The organism is Candidatus Polarisedimenticolia bacterium (assembly GCA_035764505.1).
Taxonomy (GTDB): Bacteria; Acidobacteriota; Polarisedimenticolia; order Gp22-AA2; family AA152; genus AA152.
Genome location: DASTZC010000186.1, coordinates 1 through 15,730, shown reverse-complemented (window position 1 = coordinate 15,730; position 15,730 = coordinate 1). Strand labels below are relative to the sequence as shown.

Below are 15,730 nucleotides of genomic sequence, written 5' to 3'. Positions count from 1 at the left end.
ATCCAGCCAGTCATCGTCACCGAGGAAGAGGGGAGCTTCCACCTGGTCGCAGGCGAGCGACGCTGGCGCGCCGCCCAGATGGCCGGAATTCCAAGAATCCCGGCAATCCTGCGAACCGTCTCCGACGACCGCAAGCTCGAGATGGCTCTGGTGGAGAACATCCAGCGACAGGAGCTGAATCCGCTCGAGGAAGCGAAGGCCTATGAGCTTCTTCTGACCGACCTTCAGCTCACTCAGGAGGAAGTTGCGAAGCGCGTCGGAAAAGACCGGTCCACCATCGCAAATCAACTCAGGTTATTAAAACTGCCAAATAAAGTCCAGAATATGATTTCTGATGGCTTGATCGACGGAGGCCACGCCCGCGCGATTCTTTCGCTTCCCGACGAGAAGCAGCAGATCGAGGCCGCGGAGAGGGTGGTGAACGGGCTGCTCACGGTGCGCGAGACCGAAGAGATGGTCCGCTCGCGGACGAAAGCCTCCCCGCAAGCTCCCGGAAACGCGCCCGCGCCGCGCGATCCCAATGTCATCGCGGCCGAGGAGAGGCTGACCAAGAGCCTCGGCTCGCGAGTGCGCCTGGTTTCGGGCAAGAAGAAAGGCACCGGAAGGATCGAAATCGACTACTACTCCGAAGATGATCTGGATCGCCTCTTCAGCCTGCTGGTGGCTCGAAGTCACTGAACCTCGGCCCGGCCGCATCGGGCCCCACGGGGGAATTGCGACATGAGGGAGAGGACCGGCGAGAGCAATCTGAGCGGGTTTCTCGGAGAAGGGACGGTCATCAGCGGCGACGTCCGGTTTCCGGAAATCCTGCGCGTGGAAGGAAAGATCACGGGAAAGATCACTTCCGAGAAAGAGCTGGTGGTAGGCGAGTCGGGAGAAATCGAGGCCGAAATCGATGTCGGCAGCCTCTCCGTCAATGGAAAAGTCTCCGGAACGATGCACGTGCGGGAAAGGCTGACGATCCATGCCCATGGCCAGGTCCGGGGCGAGCTCATTCTGGAGAAGCCTGGACTGATCATCGAAGAGGGAGGCGTCTTCGAGGGGACGATCGAAATGGCGAGTGAGCACCGCCGGGACCTGAAAGAGGTCAAGCTGGGGGTCTTGTCGGAGTCCTGAAGCGCGCCCGCCCCGGTTTGACAATCCCTTCAGGTCGTGGTATTTAACCCGCTCTTTTCCGCGCTCAAGGGCACGGAGACGCCGGTTTTTCCACCCGCTGCGGCTCCATCCCCAATCATCCGGTCCGCGCCGGAGGAAATCGCTCCGGATGGGCCGCCTGAAGGTAGAGGGAAGCAGCCGCGATGAAGCAGAGCAGCCTCGCCGCCCGGTACGCCCGGGCCCTCGCCGGGGTCGTCAAGGACAAGCGAGCCTTCGAAACCGCCGCCGACGAGCTGGACGCCTTCACGGCGATGTTTCGTGAAGGGCGGGAGCTGCGCGATTTTCTTCTCAATCCTTCCTACCCGCTGGCGCGCAAGCAGAAGGGGCTTTCCGAGGTAGCCCGCCGTGTGGGCATGAAGGGGCCGCAGCTCAAGCTCCTCGAGATTCTCCTGCAGAAAGGCCGGATGGGAATTCTCCCCGAAGTCGCGCTGCAGTTCCGCAAGCTCGAGGAGGAATCGCTCAATCGGGTGTCGGTCGAGCTGACGACGGCGCGGCCGCTGGACGCGAAGATGCAGCAAGAGGTGGTCGCGTCGCTGGAGAAGTTCACGGGGAAGACCGTCCGCCTCACCCACAAGGTGGACCCGGGAGTGCTGGGCGGCGCCCGGGCGCGGATCGGATCGCTCGTCTATGACGGCACGGTGGCGAGCCGCCTGCAGAAGCTGAAACAACAAATCATCAGGGAGCGTTGATGGACATCAGGGCGGATGAGATCAGCAAGATCATCCGGCAGGAAATCGAAGGGTTCGCCACGGAAGTGGACTTGAGCGAGGTGGGAACCGTGCTCTCCGTGGGCGACGGCATCGCGCGCCTGTACGGCCTGGAGCGCGCCATGGCCGGCGAGCTGCTCGAGCTGCCGCACGGGGTCTTCGGTATCGCGCTGAATCTCGAGGAAGAGAGCGTCGGGGCGGTGCTGCTCGGCGAGACGAGCCGGATCAAGGAAGGGGACCAGGCGCGGCGCACCGGCAAGCTGATGGAGGTGCCGGTCGGCGACGCCATGACCGGCCGGGTGGTGAACGCCCTCGGGCAGCCGGTGGACGGCAAGGGCCCCGTCGCGGCGCGCGAGAGCATGCCGATCGAGCGGCTCGCGCCGGGCGTCGTGGACCGGCGTCCCGTGAAGGAGCCCCTGCAGACCGGCATCAAAGCGATCGACGCCATGATCCCGATCGGCCGCGGGCAGCGCGAGCTGATCATCGGCGACCGGCAGACCGGCAAGACCGCCGTGGCTCTCGACACGATCATCAATCAGAAGGATACGGGCGTCTACTGCATCTACGTCGCCATCGGCCAGAAGAAATCGACCGTGGCGCAGGTGGTGCGCACGCTGGAGGAATACGGGGCCATGGCGCACACCGTGGTGGTTTCGGCCTCGGCCTCCGATCCCGCCACGATGCAGTACATCGCTCCGTACTCGGGCTGCGTCATCGGGGAATACTTCCGCGACCGCGGCAAGCACGCGCTGGTGATCTACGACGACCTGTCGAAGCATGCGGCGGCCTACCGGGAGATCTCCCTGCTCCTGCGCCGGCCGCCCGGCCGCGAGGCCTTCCCCGGGGATGTCTTCTACCTGCACTCCCGGCTGCTGGAGCGCGCCGCCAAGCTGAACGACAAGCTGGGCGCCGGGTCCCTCACGGCGCTGCCGATCATCGAGACACAGGCAGGGGACATCTCCGCCTACATCCCGACCAACGTCATCTCGATCACCGACGGCCAGATCTTCCTGGAGTCGGACCTGTTCCACTCGGGCGTGCGTCCCGCGATCAACGTCGGATTGTCGGTGTCGCGCGTCGGCGGCAACGCCCAGATCAAGGCCATGAAGCAGATCGCCGGAACGCTGCGGCTGGACCTGGCGCAGTACCGCGAGCTGGCGGCTTTCGCCCAGTTCGGCAGCGATCTCGACAAGGCGACGCGCGATCAGCTCGCGCGCGGCGAGCGTCTTGTGGAGATCCTGAAGCAGGGGCAGTACCAGCCGGTGTCGGTCGAGAAGCAGATCGTCATCATCTTCGCCGCCGTCAACGGCTATCTGGACGGCTTCGAGACGGCGCGCGGACGCGACTTCGAGAAGGGACTGGCGCAGTACATGGATACCGCGGGCGCGGCCACGCAGCGCAAGCTCGTCGAGCGCAAGGCGCTGGACGATGAGATCAAGCAGGAGCTGCGGGCCCTCCTCGATCAGTTCCGCGACGCCTTCTCGGCGCGCGAAGCGGTCCCGGTCGCGGCTATCTAGCGGAGCCCCCGTGCCCAACCTGCGCGACATCCGGACGCGCATCCGGAGCATCAAGAACACCCAGCAGCTCACCTACACGATGAAGCTCGTGTCGGCCACCAAGCTGCGCCGGGCGCAGGAGCAGATCCTGGCGGCCCGCCCCTACGCGCGGCGCATGCTCCAGGTGCTGAACAGCCTGGCCACCCGCGCCCAGCCCGAGAGTCATCCTCTGCTGAAGCGGCGCGAGGAGAACAAGGTGGAGGTGGTGATCATCACTTCCGACCGCGGGCTGTGCGGCGGCTTCAACGCCAACATTCTCAAGGCGGGGAAGGCCGAGCTCGAGCGACTGCATGCGAAGGACGTATCGGTGACGGCGGTGGGGAAGAAGGGGAGGGATTTCCTGCGGCGCCGGCGCGTCCCGATGCGGCGCGAGCTCGTCGACGTCTTCCGCAAGATCTCCTACGCCCACGCGGCGGAGCTGGCGCGCGACTTGATCCAACGCTACGTCTCGCTCGAGCGCGACGCGATCTACCTCGTGTACAACGAGTTCAAATCGGCCATCCAGCAGCGCGTGGTGGTGGAGAAGCTCCTGCCGATCGAGAAGCTTCCCGAGGAGGAGAAGCTGCTGCCGGTGGACTACCTGTACGAGCCCAGCCAAGCGGAGATCTTCAGCCAGCTGCTCCCTAAGCACGTGGAGGTGCAGCTCTACCGGGCGCTGCTCGAGTCGGCGGCGGCCGAGCACGGGGCGCGGATGGCGGCGATGGACGCGGCGACCAACAATGCCGGCGAGCTGATCGAGTCGCTGACGCTGAACATGAACAAGGTGAGGCAGGCCGGGATCACGAAGGAGATCCTGGAAGTGGTGGCCGGCGCCGCCGCGTTGGAATGATCCCAAAGACCTCCTGGAGAGAGAAGGCATGAACAAGGGAAAGATCGTCCGAATCGTCGGCCCGGTCATCGACATCGAGTACCCGGAGGGGCACCTGCCGGCGATTCTCAGCGCGGTGCGCATCCAGGGGAAGGCCGCGCCCGAGGCGCCCGAGCTGGACGTGACGGCGGAAGTGGCGCAGCACCTGGGCGAGAACCGCGTGCGCTGCGTGGCGATGGAGCCCACCGAGGGGATGGTCCGCGGCATGGAGGCGATCGACACGGGCGGGCCGATCACCGTGCCGGTCGGCCGGGAGACGCTCGGGCGCGTGATGAACGTCCTGGGCAAGCCGGTGGACGAGAAGGGTCCGATCAATGCGAAGGAGAGCTGGCCGATCCACCGCGAGCCGCCCCCTTTTGAGGAGCAGTCCACCTCCATCACCATGTTCGAGACCGGGATCAAGGTCATCGACCTGCTGGAGCCCTACATGAAGGGGGGCAAGACCGGCCTGTTCGGCGGCGCCGGCGTCGGCAAGACCGTCCTGATCCAGGAGCTGATCAACAACGTCGCGATGAAGCACGGAGGATTCTCCGTGTTCGCCGGCGTGGGGGAGCGGACACGCGAGGGGAACGACCTCTGGCTCGAGTTCCAGGAGTCGGGCGTCATCGTCCCCGGCAACACCGAGAAGTCGAAAGCCTCGCTGATCTACGGGCAGATGACCGAGCCGCCCGGGGCGCGCCTGCGGGTCGGCCTGACGGGGCTCACCGTGGCCGAGTACTTCCGCGACAAGGAAGGCCAGGACGTGCTGCTGTTCATCGACAACATCTTCCGCTTCACGCAGGCCGGCTCCGAAGTCTCGGCGCTGCTGGGACGCATGCCCTCGGCGGTCGGCTACCAGCCGACGCTGGCGACGGAGATGGGCGAGCTGCAGGAGCGCATCACCTCCACCACGCGCGGATCGATCACCTCGGTGCAGGCGATCTACGTCCCGGCGGACGACTACACCGATCCGGCGCCGGCCACCACCTTCGCCCACCTGGACGCGTCGACGAACCTGTCGCGCAAGATATCCGAGCTGGGGATCTACCCGGCGGTCGACCCGCTCGCCTCCACCTCGCGCATCCTGGACCCGCGCATCCTCGGCGACGAGCACTACAACACGGCGCGCTCGGTGCAGTCGGTCCTGCAGCGCTACAAGGAGTTGCAGGACATCATCGCGATTCTCGGCATCGACGAGCTGTCGGAGGACGACAAGATCACCGTGGCCCGGGCCCGCAAGATCCAGAAGTTCCTGTCGCAGCCCTTCTTCGTGGCCGAGCAGTTCACCGGGATTCCCGGCAGGTATGTCCCGATCGCCGAGAGCATCCGCGGCTTCAAGGAGATCGTCGCCGGCAAGCACGACGACGTCCCCGAGCAGGCCTTCTATCTCGTCGGGACGATCGACGAGGTCCTGGAGAAGGCCGAGAAGATGAAGTCGGCGGCCTAGGAGGATCGTCTTGCTCCCGGAGAAGATCCAGCTCGACATCGTGTCACCTGAGCGGGCGGTCGTCAGCGAGGCGGTGGACGAGGTCATCCTCCCCGGCTACGACGGCTATCTTGGCGTGCGTCCCGGCCATGCCCCGCTGCTGACCACCCTGAAAATCGGCGAGATCACGATCCGCAAGGGGCGCGAAACGAAGCACCTGGCGGTGTCCTGGGGCTTCGCGGAGATCCTGGGGGACCGCGTCTCGATCCTGGCCGAGACGGCGGAGAAGGCCGAAGAGATCGATCTTCCCCGGGCGGAGCGGGCGCGCGACCGGGCCTTGAAGGAGATGAAGAGCGCCGATCCCGACGTCGACTTCCGCCGGGCGGAGGTGGCGCTGGAGAAGGCCTTGATCCGGATCCAGGTCGCCTCCAAAGCCGGCGCAGCCTCGCTGGGAGAGATCTGACGCGGACCACCGGCGCCCTGCGCGCTTGCCTGTGCGCCGCAGCGGCTCTCCTGGCCCCGGCGTGCGATCGGCCCCGGGAGATCCGGGTGGGCGCCGTGCTGTCGGAGACCGGGAACGGCGCCTACTACGGCCAGAGCATCCGGCGCGGGATGGACCTGGGACTCGACGAGGTGAACGCCGCCGGGGGAATCAAGGGCATCCCCTTGACGATCCTGCATCGCGACAGCGGCAGCTCGGCCGAGCAGGCGGTGCGCGCCGCCGTGGAGCTGTATGATCGCCTCGATGTCCCGCTGATTCTCGGCGCCGTCCTGAGCTCCGAGACGCTGCGGATTGCCCCGTTGGCGGAGAAGCGCCGCAAGATTCTCCTCAGCCCCGCCAGCTCCAGCCCTGAGATTACCCACGCCGGACGCTACGTCTTCCGGGTCTATCCCTCCGATAACCTGGAAGGGGCCTACATGGCCCAGCTGGCGGGCGATGAGCTGAAGCTGCGCAGCGTGCGCATCGTGGCGATCGACAACGCCTTCGGCCGCGGGCTGGCCGCCGTCTTCCGCCGCAGCTTCCCAGGCGCTTCCCGGCCGGAGATCCAGCTGTATGCCGAGCATGGAGAAGACCACGCGGCCGTCGCGGACAAGGCGCTGGCGGCAGGCACCGAAGGGATCTATCTCGCCGGCTACTACAGCGACATGGGAAAGATCCTCAAGGAAATCCGCAAAATCTCCCCGGACCGGACCGTCCTGAGCACCTCCAGCTTCGGCAATCCGAAGACCCTCGAGGAAGCGGGGGACGCCGCCGAAGGCGTCGTCTTCCCGACGACGGTGTTCGATCCCGACAGCGAGGAGCCCTCGGTGAAGCGCTTCACGGCACGCTACCGCGAGCGGCACCATGCCGATCCCGATCTGTGGGCGGCGCATGGCTATGACGCCGTGCTGGTGGCCGCCGAGGCGATCCGACGGGCGGGTGGGGCGCAGCCGGAGCGCATAGCGGACGCGCTGCGCGGCATCAAGGACTTCCGCGGCGCCTCCGGCACGCTGAGCTTCGACGCCGAAGGGGACGTGGTGCAGTATCCCAGGGCCTACATCGTCCACGAGGGACGCTTTATCCTCTACCGTGACTACCGGGAGAAGGTGCGTTCGCACCCTCGCCCCATCGGAGAAGACCGGCCTTGAGCGGGAGCCTTCCGGCCGGCGGGCGGCCAGCGGCGCCTCCGGCGCGCCCGGACCTCTCTATCGTCATTCCCGCCTACGACGAGGCGCAGCGCATCATCCCGACCCTGCACGCCATCCACCGGTTCCTGAAGCACCGCGGGGTTCCGGCCGAGATCCTGGTGGTCAACGACGGCAGCCGGGACGAGACGTTCCGCATCGTCGAGTCGCTGCGCGGCGAGATCCCGAATCTGCGAGTCCTGCAGAACCAGGTCAATCGCGGCAAGGGGTTCAGCATCCGGCGGGGCTTCCTCGAGAGCGCCGGCCGCCGCGTCCTCCTCACCGACGCCGACCTGTCGACCCCGATCGAGGAGATCGACAAGCTCGACGCCGCCATGAACCGGGGCGGGTTGGCCGGAGCGATCGGGTCCCGGGCGGTGGACCCCTCCACCGTCGAGCTTCCCCAGGGGTGGCTGCGACAGACCATGGGCAGGACCTTCAACCGGGTCATGCGCGGACTCACCGGTCTGCCATTCAGGGACACGCAGTGCGGCTTCAAGCTGTTCGATCGGGCGGCTTTCGATCCGGTCTTCCGGGCGGCCAGAGTGGACCGTTTCTCCTATGATGTGGAGGTGCTGATCCTCGCCCGCCGGCGAGGACTCGCCGTGGAGGAGATCCCGGTCCTGTGGAGGAACTCCCCCCAGTCCAGGGTGAGGATCGTGAAAGACAGCGCCCGCATGCTGTGGGACATTCTGTGCGTGTCGGCGCGCGACCGTCTCGGCATGAATCGGGGCGCGCTATGAGGAACAAGTCGAGCAAGATCGTCTCGCGGGCCGGCCTGGCCTCCATCTCGCGCCGCATGGCGCGGCAGGGGAGGCGACTGGTATTCACCAACGGCTGCTTCGATCTGATTCACCCGGGCCACGTACGGCTGCTGCAGCAGGCGCGTAGGATGGGCGATGCCCTGGCGGTCGCGATCAACAGCGATGCCTCGGTGCGCAGGCTCAAGGGACCCGGCCGGCCGATCCTCGACGCGCGCGAGAGGGCCGAGGTACTCTCCGCCTTCGAGTGCGTCGACTACGTCGTGGTCTTTTCCGAGCCGACGCCCGCCGCCATCGTGCGGGCGGTCCGTCCCGGGGTCCTGGTCAAGGGTGGGGACTGGTCTCCCGAGCGCATCGTGGGAAGAGACACCGTGACCGCCGGCGGCGGCGAGGTGCGGGTCGTGCCGCTGCGCCGGGGACTGTCGACCTCGGCTCTCCTGAAAAGGATCCTCGCGGGACGACGGCAGTGAGCTCCCCGCTCGGCGCTCTGCTGGCCGCCGCTGGGGCCAGGGCGGGACTTCCCGAGCTCGCGCGGCGGCTGCTGGCCGGAGAGCATGCGGCGCTGACCGGCCCCACTTCCTCGGCCAAGGCCCTCCACATCCTGCTGCTGCAGCAATCGCTGTCGCGGACGGTGATCCTGGTCACCTCCGGGGAGGCGGAAACCGAGCGCTGGGAAAAAGACCTGCGCACCTGGAAGCGCTGGCTGGGCCGGGACGATCCGGCCCTTGACGTCCTTCCGGCCCTCGACGCCGACCCTTATCAAGGGCTTTCTCCCCATCTCCAGGTGAGCTGCGAGCGGGTCGTCGCATTGGACCATCTGGTCTCGGCGCGTCCGGCGCTCATCGTCGTCCCGGCCCGCTCCCTCTTCTACAAGCTCCCGTCCCCGGTCGGATTCGTCGCCGCTCAGATGTCGATCCACCCCGGATCGGCCCTGAGCCCCGATCAGCTCTGCGGATGGCTGATCCCTGCCGGCTATACGCGAGCCGAGCATGTCACCTCCTACGGCGAGTTCGCCCGGCGAGGAGGTGTCGTCGATCTGTTCCAGCCCCAGTCGGAGGTGCCGCTCCGCATCGAGTTCTACGGAGAGCAGGTGGACACCTTGCGCAGCTTCAATCCCGAGACCCAGCGCTCCATGGAGCCGCTGGAGCGCACCATCCTTCTCCCGGTGCGGGAGGTGCCGCTGGAGAGGGTGCCGATCGACACGCTGGAGCGCCGGCTGAGGCAGCGTCCCGAAGGGCCGGGGGAGGCCCGCCGCCGGGCCCTGGTGGAGGAGCTGCGCGCGGAAGGGGGCTTTCCCGGAATCGAGGCGTTCGCGGCGCTGATGGACGAGGAATCGGTCGATCTCTTCCACTTCGCACCCGGCGCACTGGTGGCCGTGGAGGAGCCCGACGCGGTGATCCAGGAAGTGGAGAAGGCCTGGGAGGAGATCCACGCCTCCTACGAGTTCTCCGAGGCCTTCGCGCTGCCGCCGCCGGAGGAGGTCTTCGTCCCCAAGGTTGACCTGGTGCGCGCGCTGCGCTCGGCGCCGCTGCTGCTCGCGGAGCTCTCCCTGGCCCTGCCGCGTGGAGAGGTGCGCATCGCCTGCCGGCCGGGACGGCGCTACATCGACCATCTTCCCGATCTGGCGATCGATCTGGCCGAGGCCGCCTCGGCCGGGTGGAAGGCCCTGATTGCCGTGGGAAGCCATGGACGCATGGAGCGCCTCGCGGAGATCCTCAAGGAGCTGGGGGAGCCTGCGACTCTCATCGAGGATCCTGCCGCGCCGCTGCCTGCCGCCGCGGCGCGGCTGGTCCTGCCCGGGACGCTGGAGTCCGGCTTCACGCTGCCGGATGCCGGGCTGTTCGTCGTCGCGGAGCGCGACATTTTCGGGGAGATCCACGAGAAGGAGGCGCGCCGCCGCCGCATCGGAGTCTTCTCCCCTGATTTCCGCGATCTCAAGGTCGGAGACCTGGTGGTCCATGCCGATCACGGGATCGCCCGTTACACCGGCGTGGTGCGGCTGGGGGAGGAAGGCCGCGGCTCCGATTTCATGGAGCTGCACTTCGAAGGGAAGGACCGTCTCTACGTCCCGGTGGAGCGCCTCGACCTGGTGCAGCGCTACAGCGGCTCGGGAGACCGGCTCCCCAAGCTGGACCGGCTCGGGGGCGCCACCTGGGAGCGCACCAAGCGCAAGGTGCGCCGGGCGATGCGCGACATGGCGGAGGAGCTGCTGCAGCTGTACGCCGCGCGCAAGGCGGCTCCCGGGTACGCCTTCGGCCCCGACACCCCCTGGCAGCGCGAGTTCGAGGACGCCTTCCCCTACGAGGAGACGCCCGACCAGCAGCGGGCGATCGAGGACGTCAAAGCCGACATGGAATCCTCCCTGCCGATGGACCGGCTGATCTGCGGCGACGTCGGCTTCGGCAAGACCGAGGTGGCGCTGCGGGCCGCCTTCAAGGCGGTGATGGAAGGGAAGCAGGTGGCCGTCCTGGTCCCCACCACCGTGTTGGCGACGCAGCACCTCGCCACCTTCAAGGAGCGCTTCGCCGGGTTTCCGGCGCGCGTGGAGATGCTCAGCCGCTTCCGCAGCCCGCTGGAGCAGAAGGCGACCGCGCGCGATCTGGACGCGGGCAAGGTGGACGTCATCATCGGCACCCATCGGCTGCTGTCCAAGGACGTGAAGTTCAAGGACCTCGGGCTGCTGGTGGTGGACGAGGAGCAGCGCTTCGGGGTGGCGGCCAAGGAGCGCATCAAGCAGTTCAAGAAAAACGTCGACGTGCTGGCGATGAGCGCCACTCCGATCCCGCGGACGCTGCAGCTCTCCCTGGCCGGGATCCGCGACCTGTCGGTGATCGAGACCGCCCCCCGGAACCGCCTGTCGATCCAGACCCACATCGTGCCCTTCCGCGCCGGAGTGATCGCCACGGCGGTGCGCCACGAGATCAAGCGCGGCGGGCAGATCTACTTCGTGCACAACCGGGTGGAGAGCATCGCCTCGATGGCCGTCCTGCTGCGCCGTCTGGTTCCCGAGGCGCGCGTGGCGGTCGCCCACGGGCAGATGGCGGAGCGCGAGCTGGAGAGCACGATGATGACCTTCCTGCGGGGCGATCACGACGTGCTGCTGTCGACCACCATCATCGAGAACGGCCTGGACATCCCGAAGGTGAACACCCTGGTGGTGAACCGGGCCGATCGCTTCGGATTGTCGCAGCTGTACCAGCTGCGCGGGCGGGTCGGGCGCTCGGAGCGGCGCGCCTTCGCCTACTTCCTCGTCCCGCCGCGCACCGTGCTGACGCCGGTGGCGCGGCGGCGGCTGAAGGCGCTGCAGGAGTTCAGCGACCTCGGCTCGGGCTTCCGCATCGCGGCGATGGACCTGGAGATACGCGGGGCGGGCAACTTCCTGGGGGCCGAGCAGCACGGCCACATCGCCGCCGTCGGCTTCGAGACCTACACGGCGCTGCTCGAGCGCACGGTGCAGGAGCTGAAGGGAGAGACGGTCCTGCCGGAGCTGCGCACCGCCCTGAACCTGAAGGTGGACGTCCGCATCCCGGACGAGTACCTGCCCGATTTCAACCAGAGGCTGTCGCTGTACAAGGCGGTCTCCTCGGCGCGCGACCGCGACGAGCTGGAGCGGATCCGCAGCGAGACGCGCGACAAGTACGGGGCGATCCCGCCGCAAGGGGAGCGGCTGTTCACCCTGGCGGCGCTCAAGCTCCTGGCGGAGAAGCTGCGGGTCGTCTCGGTGGATGCGGCGGGAGACAAGGTGGCGGTGCGCTTTGCCCCCGACTCCCCGGCGGCGCCGCAGCGGCTGATCGAGGTGGTGGCGAAATCGAAGAAGATGTCGCTGTCGCCGGAAGGGGTGGTGCGGATCGCCGTGAGCAGCGCGGAAGAGGAGCGGATCGCGGCGGTCCGTGATTTGTTGAAAGCCCTTCTTTGATGTGCTAGAGTCCGCCCAAGTGGCGCCTGCCTTAGAGCACCTGATCGCGCTCGAGTCGATGGAACAAGCCTCCCACGCGGGTCGGATCCAATGAAAGCGGCACCCCCTCATCGCTTCCGCACGTTCTTCGCGGTCCTCCTGCAGGCGGCCGTGGCCCTGGGCTGCTCGCGTGGCCGCGCCGAGGCGCCGGCGGTGACGCTCAACGGCGAAGGGATCCCTTACTCCGATTTCGAGTCGTACCTCAAGGCCAGCTTCGGGGAGGAGCCGCCGCAACGCGACGATGCCGAGACCCTGAGCCGCCTGCTGGACCAGTTCATCGAGGAACGGCTGCTGCTGCAGAAGGCGGAGCAGGAGCGGCTGTCGGTGGGTGAGGAGCAGGTCGACGCGTTCCTGTCCGGACTGGGGAGCGGCCCCGGCTCGGGGAAGAAAGAAGACGGCGGCCTGCGCGAGCAGGTGCGGCGCGATCTGCTGATCCAGGAGTTCAAGGACCGCGTCCTGCTGAAGGACCTGAAGGTGGCGCCGGAAGAAATCGAAGCCTATTTCCAGGGGCATCCCGCGGAGTTCCGGCAATCCCGGGTCATCGTCCTGCGCCAGATCCTCCTAGAGGAGGCGGCCGACGCGAAGCGGGTGGGCGACGAGCTGCGCACCGACCCGGCCCGCTTCGCGCTCCTCGCGCAGCGCGCCTCGCTGTCGCCCGACAAGGGGCAGCCCCGCTCCTTCGAGGAAGACGAGCTGCCGGCCGAGGTGCGTGAGGCGGTCGCCTCGCTCGCTCCCGGCCAGGTCAGCGGCCAGGTGGCGGGCGAAGGGAAGTTCCGCTTCTTCCAGGTGGTGGACCGGCAGGAGGCCAAGACCCAGAGCCTCGAGGAGGCGCGCCGGCGCATCGAGGTCCTGCTGATGCAGCAGAAGGCCGAGGCGGCGCTGGCTCAGGTGCTGCAGGAAGCCCGGCACGAGGCGAAGGTGGAGGTGCATCGCGCCAATCTGCCGTTCAAGTACCAGGGAGAGGTGGGAGGATGATGCGGCGTCTGCTCCGTCCGGCGGTGCTGGGGGCCCTGCTCGCGGGGGCGGCGGCCTGTCTTCCCGCGCGCGCCGAGATCGTCGAGGAGATCGTCGCCAAGGTGAACAACTCGATCATCACGCGCACCCAGTTCGAGGAGCGCCTGGCGCTGTACGAGGAGCAGCTGGGCCGGAAATATTCCGGCAGCGAGCTGGCAGCCAAGGTGGACGCCGCCTCCGACGAGCTGCTGCACAACATGATCATCGAGACGCTGCTGGTCCAGCGCGGCGACGTGCTTCTCGACATGGAGAAGGTGCGCAAGAACCTGCTGGATGACTTCAAGAAGCAGCAGAAGATCGCCTCCGACGACGAGCTCGACCGGCTCCTGAAGGAGCAGAACATGAGCCGCCAGGACCTGCTCGATGCGCTGACGCGGCTGTCGATCCCGCAGGAGATCATCAACTACGAGGTGCGCCGGAAGATCAGCGTCTCCGACAAGGACATGCAGGCCTACTACAACGAGCACCGCCAGGAGTTCGTCCGGCCCGAGCGGGTGCTGTTCCGTGAGATCGTGATCCTCTTCGAGGAAGGCAACAAGGCGGACGCCAAGGCGCGCGCCGAAGCGGCGCGGCGCGAGCTGGACTCCGGCGCCGATTTCGGCGAGGTGGCGGGCCGCGAGTCGGGGGTGTCGAGCAAGGAGCGGGGAGGCCTGGTTGGGCCGTTTGCCCACGGCGAGCTGCGCCCCGAGATCGAGAAGGTGGTCTTCTCCATCAAGCCCGGCGAGCTGGCCGGACCGATCGAGTCGACGCGCGCCTTCCACATCATCCGTCTGGAGACCCGCGAGCCCGAGGAGGTGACGCCCCTCGCCGACGCCAAGGAATCGATCACCGAGAAGGTGAGGGACACGCGCTTCAAGGAGAACCTCGAGACCTATCTCGAAGGCCTGTGGAAGGAAAACTACATCTACGTCTTTCCGCGCTACGGCGACTCGGAGTTCCGCCCGACGACGGATATTCCCGGGACCGAGCCGGAAAAGCCGGAGCCAGGGATCGAGCCGGAGAAGCCGACACCCGAGCCGGAGAAGCCGGAGAATTGACGCGAAGCCGCGCCTCTGGCGGAATTCGGAGCGCCTGTGCTAGACTCCGCGCACATCGGCACCTTCCAAGCGCAGGACCGTCGCATCCAAGAGAGGGACTCCGACGAGCCAATCGCCTGCAACCGCCGGACGGCCGCGCACGCCTTCGACCGGACCGGACGGATGTTTCCCGGAGGCGGCTCCAGAGAGGGAGAGCAACGTGAGAGGGCACCAAACCAAGCGAGGTGACGAGATGATCCACCGCAAGCTCATCCGTCCGAATCTGTCCGACTTGAAGGAGAAGATGACCGGGCCCCCGGCGGCGCACCGGCCGCCGCGCAAGCAGGCGCCGCCGGAGCAGACGAACGCGGAGGCTTTCTACTATCTCAAGCAGATGAACGCCAAGACCCAGATGGTCGTCGTGCTGAACGACGGCGAGCAGCTGCACGGCGTGATCGAGTGGTACGACAAGACCTGCATCAAGGTCAACCGGGACAACGCGCCGAACCTCCTGGTCAACAAGCACTCCATCAAATACATGTACAAGCTCGACGAGGCCTCCGGCTCGAAGGGCGAGTCGGACGAGGGTTACTGAGCCCTTGCCCAACCCGACGCTGGCCCTGACGATCGGCGATCCCGCGGGGATCGGCCCGGAGATCGCCGCCAAGTGCCTCGCCGATCTCGACGTCATCTCTTCCTGCCGTCTGGTGGTGGTGGGCGACGCCGAGCAGCTGCGCCGCACCGCCGCGCACCTGCGCATCAGCCTGCCTCAGAGCCTGCAGGTCTGGGACGGGCGCGCCGCGCTCGAAGGGGCGGGGCCGTTCCTGATGGATCTCGGCGAGCCCCCGGAGGCGATTCCGATGGGCTTCCCCAGCGCCGCCTCGGGAAACGCCGCCATGGCCTCGATCAAGAAAGCCGTATCGCTGGCCTGGGAGCGCAAGGTGGCCGGCATCGTGACCGGGCCGATCAGCAAGAAGGCGCTGTTCGAGGCGGGGATCGGCTCGACCGGGCACACCGAGATTCTTGCGCGCCTCACCGACTCGCCCCAGGTGGGAATGATGTTCGTCACGCCCGCCTTCCGGGTGGTGGTCCTCAGCCACCACGTCTCGCTGCGCAGCGCTCTGGAGCTGGTGACGCGCGACCGGCTGGCGGGGCTGATCCACTTCGCGGGGACCGAGTACCGCCGTCTGTTCCGCGACGAGCCGCGCATCGGCGTCGCGGGGCTCAATCCCCATGCCGGCGAGGACTCGCTGTTCGGCGAGGAGGAAGAGAAGGAGATCGTACCGGCCATCGAGAAGTGCCGCGAGGAGGGACTCGATGTCTGGGGACCTTACCCCGCCGACACCTTGTACCTGCGGGCCGCGCGCAAGGAGTTCAACCTGGTGGTGGCGCTGTACCATGACCAGGCGACGATCCCGGTGAAAGTCGCGGCCTTCGGCAAGGCGGCGGGCCTGACGCTCGGACTCCCCTTCATCCGGACCACCGTCGACCACGGCACCGCCTACGACATCGCGGGGCGCGGCACCGCCGATCCCTCCAGCCTCAACGCCGCCGTGGCCCTCGCGGTGCGCCTCACTTCCGGCAGCTGAATCACGGACGATCCGCCGCCTTTTCTGTTTCCCGCAATT

General features: G+C 67.2%; 15 protein-coding genes. All 15 read left to right on the top strand.

Features of this window, described 5'->3' with window-relative positions:
• Positions 1 to 678, top strand: a 678-nt coding sequence (locus VFW45_12470) for a ParB/RepB/Spo0J family partition protein (GenBank protein ID HEU5181596.1), incomplete at its 5' end; no start/stop codon positions are given.
• A 42-nt stretch (positions 679 to 720) separates the two neighbouring features.
• Complete coding sequence (locus VFW45_12465) at positions 721 to 1,116, top strand: polymer-forming cytoskeletal protein (protein ID HEU5181595.1); 396 nt, start codon at positions 721 to 723, stop codon at positions 1,114 to 1,116.
• 182 nt (positions 1,117 to 1,298) lie between these two features.
• On the top strand, positions 1,299 to 1,844 hold the full coding sequence (atpH, locus tag VFW45_12460) for an ATP synthase F1 subunit delta (protein ID HEU5181594.1): 546 nt from the start codon (positions 1,299 to 1,301) through the stop codon (positions 1,842 to 1,844).
• Positions 1,844 to 3,379, top strand: a complete 1,536-nt coding sequence (atpA, locus tag VFW45_12455) for a F0F1 ATP synthase subunit alpha (GenBank protein ID HEU5181593.1) — start codon at positions 1,844 to 1,846, stop codon at positions 3,377 to 3,379. The genes atpH and atpA overlap by 1 nt, the downstream gene beginning before the upstream one ends.
• Before the next feature lie 10 nt (positions 3,380 to 3,389).
• Complete coding sequence (atpG, locus tag VFW45_12450) at positions 3,390 to 4,247, top strand: ATP synthase F1 subunit gamma (GenBank protein ID HEU5181592.1); 858 nt, start codon at positions 3,390 to 3,392, stop codon at positions 4,245 to 4,247.
• A 28-nt stretch (positions 4,248 to 4,275) separates the two neighbouring features.
• Positions 4,276 to 5,712 carry a F0F1 ATP synthase subunit beta gene (gene atpD / locus VFW45_12445; protein HEU5181591.1) on the top strand — a complete coding sequence of 479 codons (1,437 nt, stop codon included), beginning with the start codon at positions 4,276 to 4,278 and terminating at the stop codon, positions 5,710 to 5,712.
• A 10-nt stretch (positions 5,713 to 5,722) separates the two neighbouring features.
• Positions 5,723 to 6,154, top strand: coding sequence for a F0F1 ATP synthase subunit epsilon (locus VFW45_12440; GenBank protein ID HEU5181590.1), 432 nt, complete (start codon positions 5,723 to 5,725; stop codon positions 6,152 to 6,154).
• Between the two features lie 86 nt (positions 6,155 to 6,240).
• A complete protein-coding gene (locus VFW45_12435; GenBank protein ID HEU5181589.1) occupies positions 6,241 to 7,320 on the top strand; it encodes an ABC transporter substrate-binding protein in 1,080 nt (359 codons plus the stop codon).
• Positions 7,317 to 8,099, top strand: coding sequence for a dolichyl-phosphate beta-glucosyltransferase (locus VFW45_12430; protein ID HEU5181588.1), 783 nt, complete (start codon positions 7,317 to 7,319; stop codon positions 8,097 to 8,099). The genes VFW45_12435 and VFW45_12430 overlap by 4 nt, the downstream gene beginning before the upstream one ends.
• Complete coding sequence (gene rfaE2, locus VFW45_12425; GenBank protein HEU5181587.1) at positions 8,096 to 8,587, top strand: D-glycero-beta-D-manno-heptose 1-phosphate adenylyltransferase; 492 nt, start codon at positions 8,096 to 8,098, stop codon at positions 8,585 to 8,587. The genes VFW45_12430 and rfaE2 overlap by 4 nt, the downstream gene beginning before the upstream one ends.
• Positions 8,584 to 12,033: a transcription-repair coupling factor gene (gene mfd, locus VFW45_12420; protein HEU5181586.1), complete on the top strand. Its 3,450-nt coding sequence runs from the start codon at positions 8,584 to 8,586 to the stop codon at positions 12,031 to 12,033. The genes rfaE2 and mfd overlap by 4 nt, the downstream gene beginning before the upstream one ends.
• 90 nt (positions 12,034 to 12,123) lie before the next feature.
• Positions 12,124 to 13,047, top strand: a complete 924-nt coding sequence (locus tag VFW45_12415) for a peptidyl-prolyl cis-trans isomerase (protein ID HEU5181585.1) — start codon at positions 12,124 to 12,126, stop codon at positions 13,045 to 13,047.
• On the top strand, positions 13,047 to 14,123 hold the full coding sequence (locus VFW45_12410; GenBank protein ID HEU5181584.1) for a peptidyl-prolyl cis-trans isomerase: 1,077 nt from the start codon (positions 13,047 to 13,049) through the stop codon (positions 14,121 to 14,123). The genes VFW45_12415 and VFW45_12410 overlap by 1 nt, the downstream gene beginning before the upstream one ends.
• Positions 14,124 to 14,322: 199 nt before the next feature.
• Positions 14,323 to 14,697, top strand: a complete 375-nt coding sequence (locus VFW45_12405; GenBank protein HEU5181583.1) for an RNA chaperone Hfq — start codon at positions 14,323 to 14,325, stop codon at positions 14,695 to 14,697.
• 4 nt (positions 14,698 to 14,701) lie between these two features.
• Positions 14,702 to 15,691: a 4-hydroxythreonine-4-phosphate dehydrogenase PdxA gene (pdxA, locus tag VFW45_12400; GenBank protein ID HEU5181582.1), complete on the top strand. Its 990-nt coding sequence runs from the start codon at positions 14,702 to 14,704 to the stop codon at positions 15,689 to 15,691.
• Positions 15,692 to 15,730 lie beyond the last annotated feature (39 nt).

Coding starts and splice junctions, on each gene's coding strand:
- VFW45_12465 (HEU5181595.1), top strand. CDS start 721: ATGAGGGAGAGGACCGGCGAGAGCAATCTGAGCGGGTTTCTCGGAGAA.
- atpH (HEU5181594.1), top strand. CDS start 1,299: ATGAAGCAGAGCAGCCTCGCCGCCCGGTACGCCCGGGCCCTCGCCGGG.
- atpA (HEU5181593.1), top strand. CDS start 1,844: ATGGACATCAGGGCGGATGAGATCAGCAAGATCATCCGGCAGGAAATC.
- atpD (HEU5181591.1), top strand. CDS start 4,276: ATGAACAAGGGAAAGATCGTCCGAATCGTCGGCCCGGTCATCGACATC.
- rfaE2 (HEU5181587.1), top strand. CDS start 8,096: ATGAGGAACAAGTCGAGCAAGATCGTCTCGCGGGCCGGCCTGGCCTCC.
- VFW45_12415 (HEU5181585.1), top strand. CDS start 12,124: ATGAAAGCGGCACCCCCTCATCGCTTCCGCACGTTCTTCGCGGTCCTC.
- VFW45_12410 (HEU5181584.1), top strand. CDS start 13,047: ATGCGGCGTCTGCTCCGTCCGGCGGTGCTGGGGGCCCTGCTCGCGGGG.